This is a genomic window from Sphingomonas sp., assembly GCF_003248515.1.
Taxonomy (GTDB): domain Bacteria; phylum Pseudomonadota; class Alphaproteobacteria; order Sphingomonadales; family Sphingomonadaceae; genus Sphingomonas_I.
This window is the reverse complement of the sequence record NZ_QFOB01000002.1, coordinates 148,948-165,847: the sequence shown is the minus strand read 5'-3', so window position 1 is coordinate 165,847 and position 16,900 is coordinate 148,948. Positions and strand designations below refer to the sequence as shown.

20 protein-coding genes are annotated in these 16,900 nt (G+C 63.3%); 10 read left to right on the top strand and 10 right to left on the bottom strand.

All coding sequences use genetic code 11. The annotated features are described in order from the left end of the window. Positions 1-35 precede the first annotated feature (35 nt). Both DI605_RS03965 and DI605_RS03960 read left to right on the top strand, forming a co-directional pair. Complete coding sequence (locus tag DI605_RS03965) at positions 36-1,214, top strand: glycosyltransferase family 1 protein (protein WP_293969353.1); 1,179 nt, start codon at positions 36-38, stop codon at positions 1,212-1,214. 100 nt (positions 1,215-1,314) lie between these two features. After that, positions 1,315-1,953, top strand: a complete 639-nt coding sequence (locus tag DI605_RS03960; protein WP_293969350.1) for a ribonuclease HII — start codon at positions 1,315-1,317, stop codon at positions 1,951-1,953. Between the two features lie 40 nt (positions 1,954-1,993). Here DI605_RS03960 and folP read toward each other — a convergent pair whose 3' ends face one another. The 4 genes from folP to DI605_RS03940 form a co-directional block, all read right to left on the bottom strand. Continuing rightward, on the bottom strand, positions 1,994-3,091 hold the full coding sequence (folP, locus tag DI605_RS03955) for a dihydropteroate synthase (protein ID WP_293969347.1): 1,098 nt from the start codon (positions 3,089-3,091) through the stop codon (positions 1,994-1,996). Positions 3,092-3,099: 8 nt separating this feature from the next. Continuing rightward, complete coding sequence (locus tag DI605_RS03950; RefSeq protein WP_223797146.1) at positions 3,100-3,279, bottom strand: hypothetical protein; 180 nt, start codon at positions 3,277-3,279, stop codon at positions 3,100-3,102. 60 nt (positions 3,280-3,339) lie between these two features. Then, positions 3,340-4,062, bottom strand: a complete 723-nt coding sequence (locus DI605_RS03945) for a hypothetical protein (RefSeq protein WP_293969340.1) — start codon at positions 4,060-4,062, stop codon at positions 3,340-3,342. An 82-nt stretch (positions 4,063-4,144) separates the two neighbouring features. Then, positions 4,145-5,272, bottom strand: a complete 1,128-nt coding sequence (locus DI605_RS03940) for a site-specific DNA-methyltransferase (RefSeq protein WP_293969337.1) — start codon at positions 5,270-5,272, stop codon at positions 4,145-4,147. Positions 5,273-5,552: 280 nt separating this feature from the next. Here DI605_RS03940 and DI605_RS03935 point away from each other — a divergent pair, with 280 nt between their 5' ends. From DI605_RS03935 to DI605_RS03915, 5 genes are all read left to right on the top strand, one after another. Beyond that, positions 5,553-5,684, top strand: a complete 132-nt coding sequence (locus tag DI605_RS03935; protein ID WP_293969334.1) for an aa3-type cytochrome c oxidase subunit IV — start codon at positions 5,553-5,555, stop codon at positions 5,682-5,684. Positions 5,685-5,696: 12 nt separating this feature from the next. After that, entirely contained in the window at positions 5,697-6,818 is a 1,122-nt protein-coding gene (locus DI605_RS03930; RefSeq protein ID WP_293970155.1) for an NAD(P) transhydrogenase subunit alpha, read from the top strand. 11 nt (positions 6,819-6,829) lie between these two features. Next, positions 6,830-7,132, top strand: a complete 303-nt coding sequence (locus DI605_RS03925) for an NAD(P) transhydrogenase subunit alpha (protein WP_293969331.1) — start codon at positions 6,830-6,832, stop codon at positions 7,130-7,132. Positions 7,133-7,201: 69 nt separating this feature from the next. Next, a complete protein-coding gene (locus tag DI605_RS03920) occupies positions 7,202-8,614 on the top strand; it encodes an NAD(P)(+) transhydrogenase (Re/Si-specific) subunit beta (RefSeq protein ID WP_293969328.1) in 1,413 nt (470 codons plus the stop codon). Between the two features lie 88 nt (positions 8,615-8,702). Then, positions 8,703-8,888, top strand: coding sequence for a hypothetical protein (locus tag DI605_RS03915; protein WP_293969325.1), 186 nt, complete (start codon positions 8,703-8,705; stop codon positions 8,886-8,888). Between the two features lie 35 nt (positions 8,889-8,923). Here the strand turns inward: DI605_RS03915 and DI605_RS03910 are convergent, their stop codons facing one another. Then, on the bottom strand, positions 8,924-9,115 hold the full coding sequence (locus DI605_RS03910; RefSeq protein ID WP_293969322.1) for a hypothetical protein: 192 nt from the start codon (positions 9,113-9,115) through the stop codon (positions 8,924-8,926). Between the two features lie 224 nt (positions 9,116-9,339). Here DI605_RS03910 and DI605_RS03905 point away from each other — a divergent pair, with 224 nt between their 5' ends. Then, positions 9,340-10,707 (top strand): type IV secretion system DNA-binding domain-containing protein, encoded by a 1,368-nt coding sequence (locus tag DI605_RS03905; RefSeq protein ID WP_293970152.1) that lies wholly within the window; start codon positions 9,340-9,342, stop codon positions 10,705-10,707. A 66-nt stretch (positions 10,708-10,773) separates the two neighbouring features. Here DI605_RS03905 and DI605_RS03900 read toward each other — a convergent pair whose 3' ends face one another. From DI605_RS03900 to andAc, 4 genes are all read right to left on the bottom strand, one after another. Then, positions 10,774-11,973, bottom strand: a complete 1,200-nt coding sequence (locus tag DI605_RS03900; protein ID WP_293969319.1) for an FAD-dependent oxidoreductase — start codon at positions 11,971-11,973, stop codon at positions 10,774-10,776. Further along, positions 11,963-12,289: an anthranilate 1,2-dioxygenase ferredoxin subunit AndAb gene (andAb, locus tag DI605_RS03895; protein ID WP_293969316.1), complete on the bottom strand. Its 327-nt coding sequence runs from the start codon at positions 12,287-12,289 to the stop codon at positions 11,963-11,965. The genes DI605_RS03900 and andAb overlap by 11 nt, the downstream gene beginning before the upstream one ends. Positions 12,290-12,373: 84 nt before the next feature. Beyond that, positions 12,374-12,850, bottom strand: coding sequence for an anthranilate 1,2-dioxygenase small subunit AndAd (andAd, locus tag DI605_RS03890; RefSeq protein WP_293969313.1), 477 nt, complete (start codon positions 12,848-12,850; stop codon positions 12,374-12,376). Further along, positions 12,847-14,088 carry an anthranilate 1,2-dioxygenase large subunit AndAc gene (gene andAc / locus DI605_RS03885; RefSeq protein WP_293969310.1) on the bottom strand — a complete coding sequence of 414 codons (1,242 nt, stop codon included), beginning with the start codon at positions 14,086-14,088 and terminating at the stop codon, positions 12,847-12,849. Before andAc ends, andAd begins: the two co-directional genes overlap by 4 nt. A 247-nt stretch (positions 14,089-14,335) precedes the next feature. Here andAc and DI605_RS03880 point away from each other — a divergent pair, with 247 nt between their 5' ends. Further along, positions 14,336-15,235, top strand: coding sequence for a LysR substrate-binding domain-containing protein (locus DI605_RS03880; RefSeq protein WP_293969307.1), 900 nt, complete (start codon positions 14,336-14,338; stop codon positions 15,233-15,235). 189 nt (positions 15,236-15,424) lie between these two features. Further along, entirely contained in the window at positions 15,425-15,808 is a 384-nt protein-coding gene (locus tag DI605_RS03875) for a hypothetical protein (protein WP_293969304.1), read from the top strand. Here DI605_RS03875 and ald read toward each other — a convergent pair whose 3' ends face one another. Next, positions 15,809-16,888, bottom strand: coding sequence for an alanine dehydrogenase (gene ald / locus DI605_RS03870; RefSeq protein ID WP_293970149.1), 1,080 nt, complete (start codon positions 16,886-16,888; stop codon positions 15,809-15,811). Positions 16,889-16,900: the final 12 nt, after the last annotated feature.

Below are 16,900 nucleotides of genomic sequence, written 5' to 3'. Positions count from 1 at the left end.
TTGCACCCGGCGCGCCCCTTCGTTAGGGGCACGCGATGGACGTCACCGACCTTCGCGTCGCCCTTTTCTCCGGCAACTATAATTATGTGCGGGATGGGGCCAATCAGGCACTGAACCGGCTTGTCGGCTATCTGATGCGTCAGGGAGCCAAGGTGCGCATCTACAGCCCCAAGGTGGCGAGGCCCGCCTTCGCTTCCACCGGCCGGGTGGTGAACGTTCCCTCCATCCCCCTTCCCGGCCGCGGCGAATATCGCGCGCCGCTTGGCATTCCGGGAAAGGTGCGCCGCGACATACGCGAATTCGGCGCGAACATCTTCCACGTCTCCAGCCCGGAGATACTGGGCCATCGTGCCGTCACGCTCGCGCGCCATTGGGGCAAGCCGGTGGTTGCATCCGTCCACACGCGCTTCGAAACCTATCCGCGCTATTATGGCTTCGCGTTTCTGGAGCCGGCGGTGGAGGCCTGGCTGCGGCGCTTCTATCGCCGTTGCGACGCGATCTTCGCGCCATCGGAATCGATGGCCCAGGTGCTGCGCGAACAGCGCATGAGCTATGATGTCGGCATCTGGACGCGCGGCGTGGACAATGAATTGTTCACTCCCACGCGCCGCGACATGGAGTGGCGCCGCAGCATCGGCCTGGCCGACGACGAAGCGGCGATCGGCTATGTCGGCCGGCTCGTGATGGAAAAAGGGCTGGATGTCTTCGCCGAGACGATCGACCTGATGATGCGGCGCGGATCGAAGGCGCGCATCGTGGTGGTGGGCGAAGGGCCGGCGCGGGAATGGTTCGAAAAGCGCCTGCCTGAAAATGCGATCTTCACCGGCTTTCAGGGCCGCGAGGATCTGGGCCGCGCCGTGGCCTCCTGCGATGTGTTGTTCAATCCTTCGGTGACGGAGACGTTCGGCAACGTCACGCTGGAAGCGATGGCCAGCGGCCTGCCGGTGGTGGCGGCCAAGGCCACGGGCAGCGAGAGCCTGGTGGAAGATGGCGTCACCGGTCGACTGATCCGGCCCGGCGCGAACGAGGCCTTCGCGCAGGCGCTGCGCCTTTATTGCGAGGATCGCGATGCGCGGCAGGCCGCCGGCCGGGCCGGGTTGCTCGCCAGCGAGCGTTACACCTGGGATCGCGTCAACCAGGCACTCGTCGACGGCTATCTCCGCGTGATCCGCCTGCGCGAGGCGGGCGGGCGACCGATCAGCCGGGCACGCTGACCCCGAACCTGCGGCTCGGCGGAAAAGGCATGGAGGCTGGGGCGATGGGGCCGGCTCCGTGCTTTCGCGGTGGGAACGGCTCGGATATTCTTGCCTGCGCGTGACCAAGCCCCCGCCTTCCCCCCGCAAGCCCGCCATCCGCCCGTTCGCGCGGCAGCGCGCGAGCCTGTTCCCGCCGGTGATCGGATGCGATGAGGTGGGGCGCGGCGCGCTGTGCGGGCCGGTCGTTGTCTGCGCCGTCTGGTTCGATCCGACGGCCCTGCCCAAGGGCCTGCTGGCGCGGCTGGACGACAGCAAGAAGATCGACCGCGCCGAACGCGAGGCGCTCTACCCGCTGATCGCGGGGGCCGCCCGCGTCTCCTTCGCGGCGCGATCGGCGCGCTACATCGATGTGTACAATATCCGCAACGCCACCTTGCAGGCGATGACGCAGGCCGTCGCGCGGCTGGCGCTGGACGCCCCCGTGCGGATCGACGGGATCGATGTGCCGCGCGGGCTTTCCGGCGATGCGATGGCGGTGGTCAAGGGCGACGCCAAGGTGCCGCAGATCGCGGCGGCCTCGATCATGGCGAAGGTGATGCGCGATCGGCTGATGGCGCGGCTCGCGCAGCGGCACATCCATTATCGCTGGGAACAGAATAGCGGCTACGGCACGAAGGCGCATCGCGAGGCGATCATGACGATCGGCCCCTCCCGCCACCACCGCCGATCCTTCGGGGATCTCCTGTCGGGGCTGTGACGCCCCGCCGGACAAACCTGCCGGAGCCGCCGCTGCCTCTCTAGATCGGCGACAGCGCCTCATCGCGCAGGCCGCGCCAGACGCGCAGCGCCTGCACGGTTTCGAACGCATCATGGACGCGGACCATCTGCACGCCCTGCGCCGCGCCCGCCAGCACGACCGCAACCGACCCGCCAAGACGCGCCTCCGTCGGCGCCTCGTTCGAAAGCGCCCCGATGAAGCGCTTGCGGCTCGCGCCGAGCAGAATCGGACAGCCGAGCCCATGGAGCAGCGACAGGCCGTTCAGCACGGCGAGATTGTGGCGCAGCGTCTTGCCGAAGCCGATGCCGGGATCGATCATGATCCGCGATCGATCGACGCCGGCCTCCACCGCCGCCTCGATCCGATCCTCCAGCCAATCATAGACATCGATCAGGGCGTCGCCATAATGCGGATCCTGCTGCATCGTCGCGGGATCGCCCTGATGGTGCATCAGCACGACCGGCGCCCCGCGCGCCGCGACGAGCGACGCCGCCTCACCATCATAAGTGAGGCCCGAGACATCGTTCACCAGCCCCGCGCCCGCATCCAGCGCCGCCGCCATCACCGCCGCCTTGCGCGTATCGATCGAAACGGCCGCCCCGCCGCCGGCCAGCAGCTGGATCACCGGCACGACGCGGGCAATCTCATCCTGCTCCCAGACGGTGGTGGCACCCGGCCGGGTGGATTCGCCCCCCACATCGATCAGCGCCGCGCCTGCCTCCAGCATGCGCGCGGCGCCGGCGGCGGCCGCGCCCGGATCGGCATGGCGGCCCCCGTCCGAAAAACTGTCCGGCGTCATGTTCAGGATGGCCATCACCTGCGGCTGATCCAGCCGGATCGTGCGCGCGCCCACCTGAAGCGGCGGGCGCGGCGCCACGATCCGGGCCAGCATGCCCCGCCCCTGATCGGCGAGATCGCCCGGCAGCGAGGCGAGGAAATCCTCCAGCCGCTCGACAGGCACGAGCGTCTGCGCGATGCGGCGGCCATCCTCCACCTCGATCGCCTCGATGGCGGAAAAGAAGCAGAGCCCGCCGGCCAGGCGCAGCACCTTGCCATCATGCCCGAAGGGTGCCTCCACGAAGCCGGTCGGGCGAAGATAGAGACGAGAGCGGACCATGCCGCCGATCAATGCAGCTTGGCGATCGAGAGCCCGTCCAGCTTGGCGCGCTCCTTCACCGATTCCTCGCTGCGAGTGAGCGCCTTGGCGATCGCCTTGAGCGCCATGCCCTTCTTCGCGAGCGTATGGAGTTTCTGGATCTCGTCCTGCCGCCAGGGCTGGCGATGTCGTTCGAAGCGTTCGGCCATGCCCGCCTCCTACAGGCGGCGGCGGCCGGCGTCATGCCCGATCAGCATGCGCGCCCGGCATCATTCCTTGATGTGCGGCGAAACCAGCCGGGGCAGCTCCGCGCGGACGAGCGCGCCATCGCCGTTGCGGTCCAGCGCCTTGAACCGGGCCATCGCGGCGATCTGGAATTCCAGCTTGGTGACGCCACGATCCATGTTGGTGTCGGCCGCGATGATCGGCTCCGGCGCCGCGACCCAGCTGTAGCGCCCGGCGCCGAGCCGGGTGGGATAAGGCGGCGCCGTGATGTTGCCATCGGAATCCACCTTCATCTTCGACATGTCGCCCCAGGTGGAGGTGACCATCGTTTCCGGTGCGATCTCCGTTTCATAGTGCAGCAGCTCGATCGGCCCGATCACGCCATCATGATCGCTGTCGACGATCGCGAAGAAGCGCATCGCATCGGCGAGAAATTCCTCGCGCGTCACGCGCCGGTCCCCGTTCGCATCGGCCTTGAGGAACCAGTGCTCGGCCCCCGAAAGCTTGTCCTCCGAACGGAAAGGCTCTCCCATCGGGCTCAGGAAGATGGAAGGCCCGTCCAGCGGATCGATCGGCTTCGCCTGGCCGCTCACTGTGATGTCTGGCCCTCCCTCCGCGGGCGGGACGGCACTGGGCGCGGAAACACTGGGCGCGGCGGCAGCAGGCGCCTGCGCAGTGGCGGCGACGGGCGCCGGTGCCGGTTGCTGCGCGAGCGCGGGGACGGCTGCGAAAAGAAGGGTGGCGGCGAGCGGAATGTGACGGGCCATGCGAACCCCATAACGAGGGATCGGCAGAAGCACCTCCCTTATATTCACGCCGGACCCGAGTTGCGACGAACCGCCCCGCCTGTCAGCCGGCCGCCTTCGCCAGATGGCGCTGGCGCAGCGCATCGATCGGCAACAGCGCGTCCCCTTCCTCCACATGCCAGAAGGTCCAGCCATTGCAGGAAGGCGCGCCCTGAAGCGTGGCGCCCAGCTTGTGGATCGAGCCGGCATTGCCGTCCGTGCAGACCAGCCCACCATCGGCCATCACCTCCGCATGCCAGCGCCCGCGCGCATCGCGCAGCTTCGTGCCGGGGGCGACGAGCCCGGATTCCACCAGCACGCCGAATGCCACGCGCTTTTCCGTCTTCCGTTCGGGCACGACGAGCATCGCGCTTTCATCGAGCGGCAGCGTCGCATCGATGCGCGCGCGCGCCGCTTTCACATAGGTCGTCTCACGATCGATGCCGATCCAGCGGCGGCGCAGGCGCCGCGCGACCGCGCCCGTGGTGCCCGTGCCGAAGAAGGGATCCAGCACGATGTCGCCCGGCTTGCTGGCGGCGAGCAGCACGCGATAGAGCAATGCCTCCGGCTTCTGCGTCGGGTGCGTCTTGTGGCCGTGCTCGTCCTTCAGGCGCTCGGCACCGCCGCAGATGGGAAGCTCCCAGTCCGAACGCATCTGCACATCATCGTTCAGCGTCTTCATCGCGCGATAGTTGAACGTATAGCGCGCCTTCTGGCCCTTCGAGGCCCAGATCATCGTCTCGTGCGCGTTGGTGAAGCGCGTGCCCTTGAAATTCGGCATCGGATTGGCCTTGCGCCAGACGATGTCGTTGAGGATCCAGAAGCCCTCGTCCTGTAGCGCCGTGCCGACGCGGAAGATGTTGTGATAGCTGCCGATCACCCAGATCGAGCCATCATCCTTCAGGATGCGGCGCGCCTCCTTCAGCCAGCGCCGCGTGAAGCGATCATAGGCGCCGAGGCTGTCGAACTTGTCCCATTCGTCGTCGACGGCATCCACCTGGCTGCCATCGGGCCGGAAGAGATCGCCCCCCAGCTGTAGATTGTAGGGCGGATCGGCGAAGATCATGTCGATCGATCGATCCGGCAGCTTCGCCATTTCCGCGATGCAATCCCCGATCAGGATCGTGTCCAGCGGCAGCAAGGCCAGCATCGGCCGCGCAGCAGCCTCCCGTATCGGACGTACCACCCCCATGTCTTCCGCCCTTCCCCGCAATGAGCCGCGCAAATGAATCCGCCGGGACTCCGCGGTCAAGAGTCCTGTTTGCGCCAATTTTCCGCGAAGGCCGATCGACGCCGCCGGCACGATAAAGTTATCCACAGGATCTGGCGATCGAAAATGCGAGGGAACTCAAGCTCTGGTGGGTGTTGCCCAAAAGACTCACGCCGAATTGGATCGCCTTGGCCCTTCGAGCACTTGAGGTACAGGAACAGCGCGTCTAAACCGCCCGAAACAACAGGGACGGGGATTGCAGATGGCCGAAGGCGCTCCAATGGACCAGAAGGCGCATGAGGAAACCTATGCGCGCTTCATCGGGCTCGCGAAGACGGGCACGATCGTCTGCGCGCTGATCGCGGCCTTCGTCGTCTTTCTCATCACGCGCTGATCCTTCGTGGCTATCAAGATCGCCGTCCTGAAGGAGACGGCGGCCCGAGAGACGCGCGTTTCCGCGACGCCTGAAACGGCCAAGAAGTTCGCCGCCCTCGGTGCCTCCGTCGCTGTCGAAGGCGGCGCGGGCCTCTCCGCCTCGATCGCCGACACGGATTATGCGGCCGCAGGCGCCAGCGTGGGCGATCGCGCCGCGACCCTCGCCGGCGCGGACATCATCCTCGGCATACAGGGGCAGGATCCCGCGAGCCTTGCCGGCGCCCGGCCCGGCGCGTGGATCGCCGCCGGCCTCAATCCCTTCGGGGAGCGGGCGCGCGTCGATGCCTATGCGGCGGCCGGCTATGAGGCGCTGGCGATGGAATTCATGCCGCGCATCACGCGCGCGCAATCGATGGACATCCTCTCCTCCCAATCGAACCTCGCCGGCTACAAGGCCGTGCTGCTGGCGGCGGCCGAATATGGCCGCGCCTTTCCCATGATGATGACGGCGGCGGGCACGGTTTCCGCCGCCAAGGCCTTCGTGATGGGCGTGGGCGTGGCCGGCCTGCAGGCGATCGCCACCGCCCGCCGGCTGGGCGCGCAGGTCTCGGCGACCGATGTGCGCTCGGCCACGAAGGAGCAGATCCAGTCGCTCGGCGCCAAGCCGATCTTCGTGGAAAGCGTGAAGGGGATCGAGGGCGAGGGATCGGGCGGCTATGCCACCGAGATGAGCGAGGAATATCAGAAGGCGCAGGCCGAACTGGTTTCCGCGCACATTGCCAAGCAGGATATCGTCATCACGACCGCGCTGATCCCCGGGCGCCCCGCCCCGCGCCTGATATCGGACGCGCAGCTCGCCACGATGCGGACGGGCAGCGTGATCGTTGATCTGGCGGCCGAGAGCGGCGGCAATGTCGAGGGCGTCATCTCCGGCGAAACCGTCACCAAGCACGGCGTGAAGATCATCGGCGCCAGGAATATCGCCGCGACGATGGCTGCGGATTCATCCGCCCTGTTCGCGCGCAACCTCTTCAATTTCCTGTCCGCCTTCTGGGATAAGGAAGCGGGCAGGCCGGTGCTGGACGAGGAAATCGGCGATGCGATCCGCCTGACCAGGGACGGCAGGGTCGTGCATCCGAGACTGCTGGGCTGAAGGGGACGCATATGGACTTCATCTCGATCCTGTCCATCTTCGTGATGGCCTGTTTCGTCGGCTATTATGTGGTCTGGTCGGTCACGCCCGCTTTGCATACGCCGCTGATGGCGGTGACCAACGCCATCTCCTCCGTCATCATCGTCGGCGCGCTGGTGGCAAGCGCGGCGGGAGCGCTCGGCGGCTCCTCCGTGGCGAAATGGCTGGGCCTGATCGCGGTGGCGCTGGCCTCGGTAAACATCTTCGGCGGCTTCGCCGTCACCGAACGCATGCTTGCCATGTACAAGAAGAAGGACAAGCCGGCGGCCAAATGAGCCGCCTGCGCCTGAGAGGATAAGGCCGCGCACCGCGACATGCGGGCGCCGCGGCGAAGGGGGTTTGGAATGGAGCATGTTGCCGTCAATCCGTGGGCGATGCTGGCCTATCTGGTCGCGGGTGTCTGCTTCATCCTCGCGCTGCGCGGGCTTTCCAGCCCCTCGACCAGCCGGCGCGGCAACCGCTTCGGCATGGCCGGCATGGCCATCGCCATCGCAACGACCCTCCTCACCCATCAGGGCTCGCTGATCGAGATCGTGGGCGCCGTCGCCGTCGGCGGCGCGATCGGCCTCGTCACGGCGCGGCGCATCCAGATGACGGCGATGCCGCAGCTCGTGGCCGCCTTCCACAGTCTGGTCGGCCTCGCCGCCGTGCTTGTGGCGATCGCCGCCTATCTGAATCCGGAGGCATTCGGCATTCTGGAGCCCGGCGGGCTGGACATCGCCAAGAACAGCCGGATCGAAATGGGCCTGGGCATCGCGATCGGCGCGATCACCTTCTCCGGCTCCGTCATCGCCTTCCTGAAGCTCAACGGGAACATGGGCGGCAAGCCGATCCTGCTGCCCGGACGGCACATCATCAATCTGGGCACGCTGGCCGCGATCCTGATCCTCGTCTCGCTCTTCCACCTCGATACGCCGGCGATGTTCTGGGCGATCGCGATCCTCTCCTTCGCGATCGGCTTCCTCCTCATCATCCCGATCGGCGGCGCGGACATGCCGGTCGTCGTCTCGATGCTGAACAGCTATTCGGGCTGGGCGGCGGCGGCGATGGGCTTCACGCTCCACAATACGGCGATGATCATCACCGGCGCGCTGGTGGGATCCTCCGGCGCGATCCTGAGCTACATCATGTGCGCGGCGATGAACCGCAGCTTCATCAGCGTGATCGCGGGCGGCTTCGGCGGTGAGGCCGGCGGCGGTGGCGGCGGCGAGGCCAAGGAGCAGCGGCCGTGGAAGCGCGGCTCGGCCGAGGATGCCGCCTTCCTCATGCAGCAGGCCGAGCAGGTCATCATCGTGCCGGGCTACGGCATGGCGGTAGCCCAGGCCCAGCATGCCCTGCGCGAGATGGGCGATCTCCTGAAGGCCGAGGGCGTGACCGTGAAATATGCGATCCATCCCGTCGCCGGCCGCATGCCCGGCCACATGAACGTGCTGCTGGCCGAAGCGAACGTACCCTATGACGAGGTGTTCGAGCTGGAAGACATCAACAGCGAGTTCGCGCAGACGGACGTGGCCTTCATCATCGGCGCGAACGACGTGGTGAACCCGGCCGCCAAGACGGACAAGTCCAGCCCCATCTACGGCATGCCCGTATTCGACGTGAACAAGGCCAAGACCGTGTTGTTCATCAAGCGATCGATGGGCGGCGTGGGCTATGCCGGCGTCGACAATGACGTCTTCTACCAGGACAATACGATGATGCTGCTGGCCGACGCCAAGAAGATGGTGGAGGAGATCGTGAAGGCCATGGCGCACTGATCGCGCGACGGGCCGGCTCGACAGCATCGCCCTCGGGCGGCTAAAAGTCAGCCATTCCAGTCACGATTTCTCGACGGAGAGCCGCACGGTGGCCGAAGAAACGCCCGAAAAGACCAAGACCCCCGCAGACGCGAAGGCCCCCGCCAAGCCGGGTGCCAACGTGGGCATGTGGATCGGCGCGGGCGTGGGCGCCGGCATCGGATCGGCCGCGCTCGCGGCGGCCCTGCTCTATGCGACCCGTACCCGCAAGAAGAAGAGCCAGGCGAAGGACTGATCGCCGGCCCGTGATCGGGGCGGCGGCCGACCGCCTCAGGCCGCCGACAACTGCGTCAGCCTGTCCAGTTCCCGATCGATCAGCGCGCTGAGGCTGGCGCTGACGGCGGCAAGATCCGTGTTCGGCACCGCCAGATGGCGCTGCGGCAGCCCGAGCAGCAACACCATGATCATCTGCACGAAATCATCGCATGCCTTTGCGGGCGCATGCGGCGCGATCGCGGCCACGGCCCTGCGAAGACAGGCGCTGATCCGCCGATCGCCCTGCTGAAAGAGGCTCGATATCCTCTCGTGCCGCATTCCCCGGCACGATCGCGGCGGCAATCGTCCAGGGCGTCGATCGCCGGACTTTCTGGCCGCTCGTCTATACTCCGTTCGGTTGGCTCGGCGGCAGCGCGCTTGGGTTTTGGCTCTACACCAGTTTTCAAGCCGACAGCTGGCCGCTTGCGGTGATGATGCCCGCGGCCTTCGGTTTCTTGGGCGGCACGATCGCAGCCCGTCTTGCCGCCGGCCCGCGCAAGGTCTCCCATCTGCGCGGCACCCGCCTCGGCGTCTTCACCGGACAGCGTGGTGGTCGACTCAAGGCCCGCCTGATGGGCGGCGTCACCTTGGCGGGAGTTCCGCTCTCCCGGGAGGACGAAACCATGCATGTCGCGGCGATCGGTGCCACCGGTTCAGGGAAGTCGACCGCTCTACGAGCGCTCATGGCGGATGCGATCCGGCGCGGTGACCGTCAGGTCGTTGCCGATCCGGACGGCGCTGCGATGAGCGCCTTCTTCGAAGCCGGCGACGTCATACTCAACCCCTTCGATCGCCGCTGCGCGCGTTGGGACCTGCTCGCCGAGATCGAGCGCCCGGGCGACTATGCTTTTCTCGCCCAGTCGGTGCTGCCGCACCTCGGTATTGGCGAGCACGATCAGTGGATCACCTATGCCCAGCAATTGCTCGCGGCAGCGCTGGAAAATTTTGGACGGCTTGGGCTCGGCACGACCAGCGACCTCATCACCATACTCGCGTCAGGCTCCGTCGCCGAGTTGAAGCTCCTGTGTCAGGACACAGCCGCCGCGCGCTATTTCGAGCCGGGCGGCGAGAAGATGCTCGCCAGCATTCTCGGCACGTTAGCGCCAGCAATTGCAAACCTTCGCTTCATCACGCCGCTGGACGGGGAGTCCTTCTCGATCAGGCAATGGGTCCGATCCGGCACGGGGTCTCTCTGGCTACCCTATACCGCCAACCAGATAGCAGCGCTGCGCGGGTTGATTTCCTGCTGGATGAACATCGCCATCCTCGAAACCTTGTCGCTACCTCCCGTTCGGGATCGCCGGATCTGGTTTCAGATTGATGAACTGGATGCCCTGGGGCGGATTGAGGGCTTGAAGGACGCACAGGCACGTCTCCGGAAATTCGGCGGCTGCGTAGTGATCGGCTTCCAGTCATCCGCTCAGGTCAAGGCCGTTTACGGCGAAGGGGCGCACACCATCATCGAGAATTGCGGTAATCTGCTGCTACTTCGGTCCGGACTCAGCGAAGGCGGCGGAACAGCCGAACTTGCCTCTGATCTGATCGGCAGCCGAGAGGTCGAGCGTGACGACGTCAGTCGTTCGCGCACCCACGGCCGATACACCTCACGCTCGATGTCTATGCAGAACAAACGAATGATCGAGGATGTGGCGTTGGCGAGCGAGATTATGCAGCTTCCAAATCGCGAGGGATTTGTCAAACGGGCAACAAACTCCAACTGGCGCCGAGTGCGCTTTTCTTACATTAACTACCCGCAGCGCGTTGCAACGTTTGAGCCTAGGGCGCTTGCAATAGATTGACATCAGTATTGATTAATTACGAACTGATTCCAAGGCAGAATTCACCCTGGCGAATGATGGCGAAGCCTAAAGGCAGCCCCAATCGTCCATAGCGATGGGTGTGCTGTCCTTTAGCGCTTTTAAAATAGGACGAAAAAGCTTTGGTGAATCGATGCCGATCGCACCGATCGGCATTCCGTTGGCATCCACGCCGAGCCAGCATCCCCCGTCCACCGTCGTTCCGCGCTTGAATAGCACCGTCGCCGCCTTTTCGGGCAGTCCGGCGATCTGGATGTTGTGCTCATACTGTTCCGACCAGAGCCAGGGCAGTTCGACATATCGCAGGTCGTCACCAAGCGCCGCTCGTGCGGCCACGATCGCCTGGTTCTGCGCGTTGGCCCAACTCTCGCGGCGCACCGACCCGCCTACGAACGGGCAAGGGAAATTAGCAACGTCGCCTGCTGCGAAGACGTGGGGATCGGACGTACGCCCGGTTTCATCGACCATCACGCCGTTTGACACAGCGAGTCCGGCAGCCTCGGCAAGCTGCGTTTCAGGGATGCTTCCGACGCAAACCAACATACGGTCCGCCGCGATTCTGCCACCATCGTCAAGTAGCAGCGTAACCCCACCGTCGGTTTCAACCATGCTTTGCGCGCTACGGCCGAGGTGCAAGGTCACACCGTTGCGATGGTGGAGATCGGCGAGCCAGCGCGACACCGGTTCTGGCACGGATCGCGCGCACAGACGCGGTGCAGCCTCGACCACGGTAACGCCAACACCGAGCGCGCGGGCGGTCGCCGCAACCTCCAGCCCGATCCAGCCGCCGCCAACGATGAGCAGATGTCCACCGGCCGCAAGACCTTCCCGCAACGCGGCGGCATCGTCGAGTGTGCGAAGCATGTGAACGCAAGAGGAAAGGACCGGGCCCAGCCAGTCGGGTCTGCGCGAGAGAGCGCCGGTGGTCAGGAATAGGCGATCATAGCCGATTTCGCTGCCGCTTTCGCAGCGAACGACGCGCTTCGCCAAGTCGATCGACGCGACCGGATCGTCGAGCCGTGCCTCGACTCCGGCTGCGCGCAGCGCCTCGAGCGACATAAGCACAGTCTGGGAGACGGCGTCGGCATCCCGCAAGGCCGCCTTCGATAATGGCGGCCTTTCATACGGCGGATGCCCTTCCGCACCAACCAGCACGAGCCGTCCTGTGAAGCCCCGCGAGCGCAACGTTTTGACGATCCAACCGCCGGCTTGACCCGCACCGACCACGCAAAACGTGTCAGTCGCCATTGCCTTCTCCGTCGAGCGCCACCTGTATCCGACCATCATGCTCGCGCGCAGGGAAGCTGCGCACGGCCTCCGTCACAGGCGCGGATCGCGGCTCTCCGGTTTCTATGTCAAAGAGACCTTGATGCAGCGGGCATTCGATGCAGCCGTCTTCAACGAAACCATCAGATAACCGTGCCTGGCCGTGCGTGCATAGATCGTGCAGTGCGAAGCAGTGGCCATCCTTACGGAACAATGCGAGCGGAACGCCCTTCGCATCTGCGGCAGCGACTTCGCCCTCCGCCACAATGTCGACAGGTCCGATATCAATCCAGTTCATAGAAATTCCATACAAGGTTGAAACCCGCAGATTTAGCCTAGGGATTGAGCCTGCGAAACGCGCAGGTATAGCGCGAAAAAGGGCCTAAATCGGCAGCGCAAGCAGGGTCTGTACCCGCGCGGTATCGAATATCGCCCGCTTGCTGGCAAACAACCAGTCGCCGCTGTCGCGCACGGCACGATCGAGATAGCGGCCCACCTGATAGATACGAGAATCGCCGGCTTCGCTGCTACTCACGACGAGATAATTGCAGCTGAAATCGACCGTATCCGCTCCGATATCGGAGATTACGAGGCCCGAGAAGAAATGGCGATATGTCATCGGCGCGTAGATATTGGCCTGCCTGAGCGAAACGATCCGATCGTGCAGCATCCGCCTGTTGTCACACCGAATTAAAGGAGCGGGAAAGCCCCCATCCTCGTTTTCCTTCGGGATGATTTCGTAGAGGCAGTCTTCGGCGAACAGGTCTGGCCATTCCTCCAGCCGGTCATTGTCGATCACATCGGCATATCGATCGAGAAGCATCAGCATCTCGAACCGGGTGGTCTGCATGGGTGTCATGCCAGTTCCTCCGCAGGCAGGTCCATGAGGTCGCGATATGCTCGCCAGAAGCTGCGGATCATCTCTTCGGTGATTGTTGACGTTCCGCTTTCGTCGCTCCGTCCCATCTCGATGACGGAGGATAAATGAGGCGACGCCGCTGTGCCCTGCTGGACCAGTTCCGTCGCTTCGGTATCTTCCATCGAGATATAGCCCGCAGGCCCAACAAGATTGGCCTGTTTGATCCGTAACGCCCTCATCTCTGGTGTGTCATCGGCATATCCGAAGAAATGAAAGACTAGCTCGAAATTATTGGGCCCTTTTGGTAAAAGCTGTCGGGCGACGAGGGTGTTGTGAATCTGCTGTATGACGAGTTGTGGAAAAATCGCTTGGATATGGTTCGACGCTACCTCTTCATATTCCGGCACAAGCGCGAGAAGACTGGTATCCTGAAGTGCGAAGCCCTCGTCGAAAGAACGGATATTCTGATCCTTATAAGCCGATCCGTCGTCATGCCCCTCCTTTATGGACATGAACAAGCTGTGCAGACCTCCCCGTCCAATCAGGCTGTGCGCTCGCATACCCGCTCGAAAGATATTGAATGTCGTGTGGAACATATGGAGAAGACTGGCGTGGTATGGGTCCTTCACATTCTCTAGATAGAGTTTCCAGTTTGAGCTTGAATATTGGCGGGTGCATCCCAGATATTCGACCGGCTTACAAAAAACCCGGTCGACGTAGGGGCGCATTATTGGCCCAATATAGTCGGCGAGACTCTCGATCTCTTCGCTGAACGTCGCGAAGACGAGCCCCTTATAACTATCGACGCGGAGGCGCTGCAGACCGTGGTCAGATGGCTTAAAATCGGCCGGCATGCCCGGCGCACCTTTCTGGCCTCGGCGAAAGGGAACGCCGATCAAGGCACCTCGTGGATCGTAGCTCCATTGATGGTAGACGCAATCGTGCGTCGCCGCGTTGCCCCGCTTGTAGCGGCACAGGATCGCCCCACGGTGCGCGCAGCGATTGACCCAAGCGGCAATATCGCCGTCTGAAGACCGCGTCATCACGACAGGTGTGTCGCCGACGAATGTGGACTTGTAGTCGTTCGTATTCGGAATCTCGGCCTCCAGGCCGAGGAAATTCCAAGTCGGACCGCGAAAAATGCGCTCCTGCTCGCGTTGATAGATGTCGTCGCTGCTGAAGACCGAATAGGGCACCCTGGACCCGTCCGTTCGCGCAAATTTCGTCTCGATCTTCATCGCACTCCCCATCAATTTCGCTTGCTTGGCACTTTTTTCTTCCCGACATTCTGTCCGGGCTGTGCCTGCGGGCAGCACGCAGGGTAGCAAGCCAAACTGATCTGACAGTATCCCACCCTTTCTCGTCCAATATGGATATAGGATCGTGGCGATAGCTCAGGCGTATCGTCCATTCACCCGCTTCCAAAATCGGTGCGGCGAAAAAGAGGTTGTATTTTCCTCACGGGGTTTCGCGTAGATATCGCCAATGGAACTTCGACATCTCCGATACTTCGTTGCCGTGGCGGAGGAGCTGCATTTCAGCCGTGCCGCGATCCGCCTCAACATATCACAGCCGCCACTCAGTCAGCAGATTGCGGCGCTTGAGCTGGAACTTGGGGTCAAGCTGTTCGAACGCAGCAACCGCACCGTCGAGCTTACAGGCGCAGGCAGGGTTTTTCTGGAGCGGGCCCGCTGGATCCTCGCAGAGGCCGAAGACGCAGCGCAGGAAGCAAGGCGTGTGGATCGGGGTATCGAGGGGAAGGTTCTGATCGGTTTCATGAGTTCTGTGATGCTGTTCAAGCTCGGTCACTATCTGCGACGCTTCAGCACGGAGGTTCCCAATGCTGATCTCGTGTTGCAGCAAAAGCGATCCGACGAGCAGTATATGGCGGTGATATCGGGGCAGCTCGACATAGGTTTCGTCGATCTTTCGCTCGGCGAAGCACTCGCCACCTCGGACACGGTCGCGCTCGATGTGCGTCCGGCACTTCACGAGCGACTGGTCCTATGTGTTGCCCCAGACCACCCTCTAGCCGAAAGGCTATCCGTGAAGGCGGAGGAGTTGAAGGAATTGCCGTTCGTCGCCCTCAGTCGCCATAGCTACCCCGCCTCTTATGACAAGCTATGCCGGATGTGCGCGGAGGCAGGTTTCACGCCCAATATTCGGCAGCAGGTGGAAAGCATGCCGGTCGCAATTGCAATGGCGGCAGCCGGTTACGGCGTGGCTCTGGTCCCCGATTTCGATAAAACCATGCATGACGTGGTTCAGGCGCGCTTCGTCCCAATTGACGAAGAACCTTTCGCCATAATCTACATGGTTTCTCGGCTGAACGACCGTACGCCGCTTGTCGAAAAACTGAGAGATATCTGCTCGCTGCAGGGCTAACAGGGCAGTCTGCCGTTCATTACTATTCGTTCACCGTGATCACGCCGTTGGAGTGGATGCGGCGTCGCGAATGGCATCAGCGCCTTGATCGCATCGCTTACCCTCTAGTTTAAAGGAGACGCTGGTTTTCGACGACGCAGCGATAGCATCTCGAAAAAAGCGGTGATAGCAAACCCGAATGCGAGTTCGATGACATGCAAGGTGCAGGAAGAGCAAATGTTTGAAGTATCCTGGGATTCGGAGCGCCATATCCTGCTTGAGAAACTGAGTGGGTTCTGGGAAATGGACGAAATGCGCGCTTATGAGGATCGGATTAGGGCACTAATCCGGTCGGCAGCAGGGCAACCGTTTGATTCGATTTCTGATCTGAACGAGCTCGCGCCCCAATGTGCGGAAATTGTGAAACGCCACGAGCAAATCATGTCAGACTTGGACCGCGCCGGACGTCGCCGCAACATCATCGTAATTTCATCCGCTTTGCTCAGACGACAGGTCGCACGCTCGACCCCGGTTGGAAAGGAGCCGGAATATTTCGAGTCTCTAGAAGATGCCGAGCGCGCGCTACGCCGTTGATCATGTGACAGACTTGATCGCGGGATGGGCTATTGCGCCGCCTCGAATGTTCAAACCCGCAGCAAATCCCGGATCAGCGGAGAAGGCGGCATCTATGCCGTGATCCGCCAAGCGCATCACATAAGACGCTGTCGCAGCTTCAAGAGCATAGGTTGAGGTCAGCGGCGCAGCGCCTGGCATGTTTGCTACGCAATAATGCACAACGTCATCGACGACGAAGGTCGGTTTGTCGTGAGTCGTCGGTCGGGAGGTCTCGAAACAGCCCCCTTGGTCGATGGACACGTCCACAAGCACCGATCCCTGTTTCATCGACCTCAATTCGGCACGGCGTAGTAAGTGCGGCGCCGTCGCGCCAGGTATCAGGACAGTACCTACCACCAGGTCCGCTTCGAATGCCGCAGTGCGCACGGATTGAGGGGTCGAATAGACCGTCTTAGCCCTGCCGCCGAAGATATCGTCGAGTTCTTCGAGACGCGTCGCCGAGATGTCCATGATCGTTACGTCAGCCCGATGCCCAATTGCGATTTCGGCGGCATGCTTGCCCGCCACGCCTCCACCCAGGATGAGCACTTTGGCCGGACCGACGCCAGGAGCGCCGCCAAGAAGAAGGCCCCGCCCACCGAATGGGCGCAGCAGATGAACGGCGCCCACGTCGATGGCCATGCGTCCGGCAACCTGGCTCATCGGTGCAAGAAGCGGAAGACGCCCGTTGCGATCGAGCACGGTTTCGAAAGCGATGCAGGAGGCGCCGGACGCCATTAGCCCTTTCGTCAGATCAGGGTCGGGCGCCAGATGGAGGTAGGCGAACAGGATGTGATGCGGCCGCAGCCGCGCGACTTCGGCCCGCTGCGGTTCCTTGACCTTCACGATGAGTTCGGCCTGGTCGAACAGAGTGTCGGCATCGGCGGCGATTGCCGCACCCGCGGCCCGGTACGCCTCGTCATCGATGCCGACGCCATGGCCCGCGCCCGTTTCGACGAAGACCTGATGCCCCTTCTGCACAAGTTGCAGGATCGATCCGGGCGTTGCCGCAACGCGGCTTTCCAGCGTCTTAATTTCTTTAGGTATGCCGATCCGCATCATCATCTTCCC

Excerpts from the sequence above, each read along its gene's own strand:
- DI605_RS03965 (WP_293969353.1), top strand. The coding sequence starts at position 36 with ATGGACGTCACCGACCTTCGCGTCGCCCTTTTCTCCGGCAACTATAAT.
- folP (WP_293969347.1), bottom strand. The coding sequence starts at position 3,091 with ATGGTCCGCTCTCGTCTCTATCTTCGCCCGACCGGCTTCGTGGAGGCA.
- DI605_RS03950 (WP_223797146.1), bottom strand. The coding sequence starts at position 3,279 with ATGGCCGAACGCTTCGAACGACATCGCCAGCCCTGGCGGCAGGACGAG.
- DI605_RS03945 (WP_293969340.1), bottom strand. The coding sequence starts at position 4,062 with ATGGCCCGTCACATTCCGCTCGCCGCCACCCTTCTTTTCGCAGCCGTC.
- DI605_RS03940 (WP_293969337.1), bottom strand. The coding sequence starts at position 5,272 with ATGGGGGTGGTACGTCCGATACGGGAGGCTGCTGCGCGGCCGATGCTG.
- DI605_RS03935 (WP_293969334.1), top strand. The coding sequence starts at position 5,553 with ATGGCCGAAGGCGCTCCAATGGACCAGAAGGCGCATGAGGAAACCTAT.
- DI605_RS03925 (WP_293969331.1), top strand. The coding sequence starts at position 6,830 with ATGGACTTCATCTCGATCCTGTCCATCTTCGTGATGGCCTGTTTCGTC.
- DI605_RS03920 (WP_293969328.1), top strand. The coding sequence starts at position 7,202 with ATGGAGCATGTTGCCGTCAATCCGTGGGCGATGCTGGCCTATCTGGTC.
- DI605_RS03905 (WP_293970152.1), top strand. The coding sequence starts at position 9,340 with ATGATGCCCGCGGCCTTCGGTTTCTTGGGCGGCACGATCGCAGCCCGT.
- DI605_RS03900 (WP_293969319.1), bottom strand. The coding sequence starts at position 11,973 with ATGGCGACTGACACGTTTTGCGTGGTCGGTGCGGGTCAAGCCGGCGGT.
- andAb (WP_293969316.1), bottom strand. The coding sequence starts at position 12,289 with ATGAACTGGATTGATATCGGACCTGTCGACATTGTGGCGGAGGGCGAA.
- andAd (WP_293969313.1), bottom strand. The coding sequence starts at position 12,850 with ATGACACCCATGCAGACCACCCGGTTCGAGATGCTGATGCTTCTCGAT.
- andAc (WP_293969310.1), bottom strand. The coding sequence starts at position 14,088 with ATGAAGATCGAGACGAAATTTGCGCGAACGGACGGGTCCAGGGTGCCC.
- DI605_RS03880 (WP_293969307.1), top strand. The coding sequence starts at position 14,336 with ATGGAACTTCGACATCTCCGATACTTCGTTGCCGTGGCGGAGGAGCTG.
- DI605_RS03875 (WP_293969304.1), top strand. The coding sequence starts at position 15,425 with ATGACATGCAAGGTGCAGGAAGAGCAAATGTTTGAAGTATCCTGGGAT.
- ald (WP_293970149.1), bottom strand. The coding sequence starts at position 16,888 with ATGCGGATCGGCATACCTAAAGAAATTAAGACGCTGGAAAGCCGCGTT.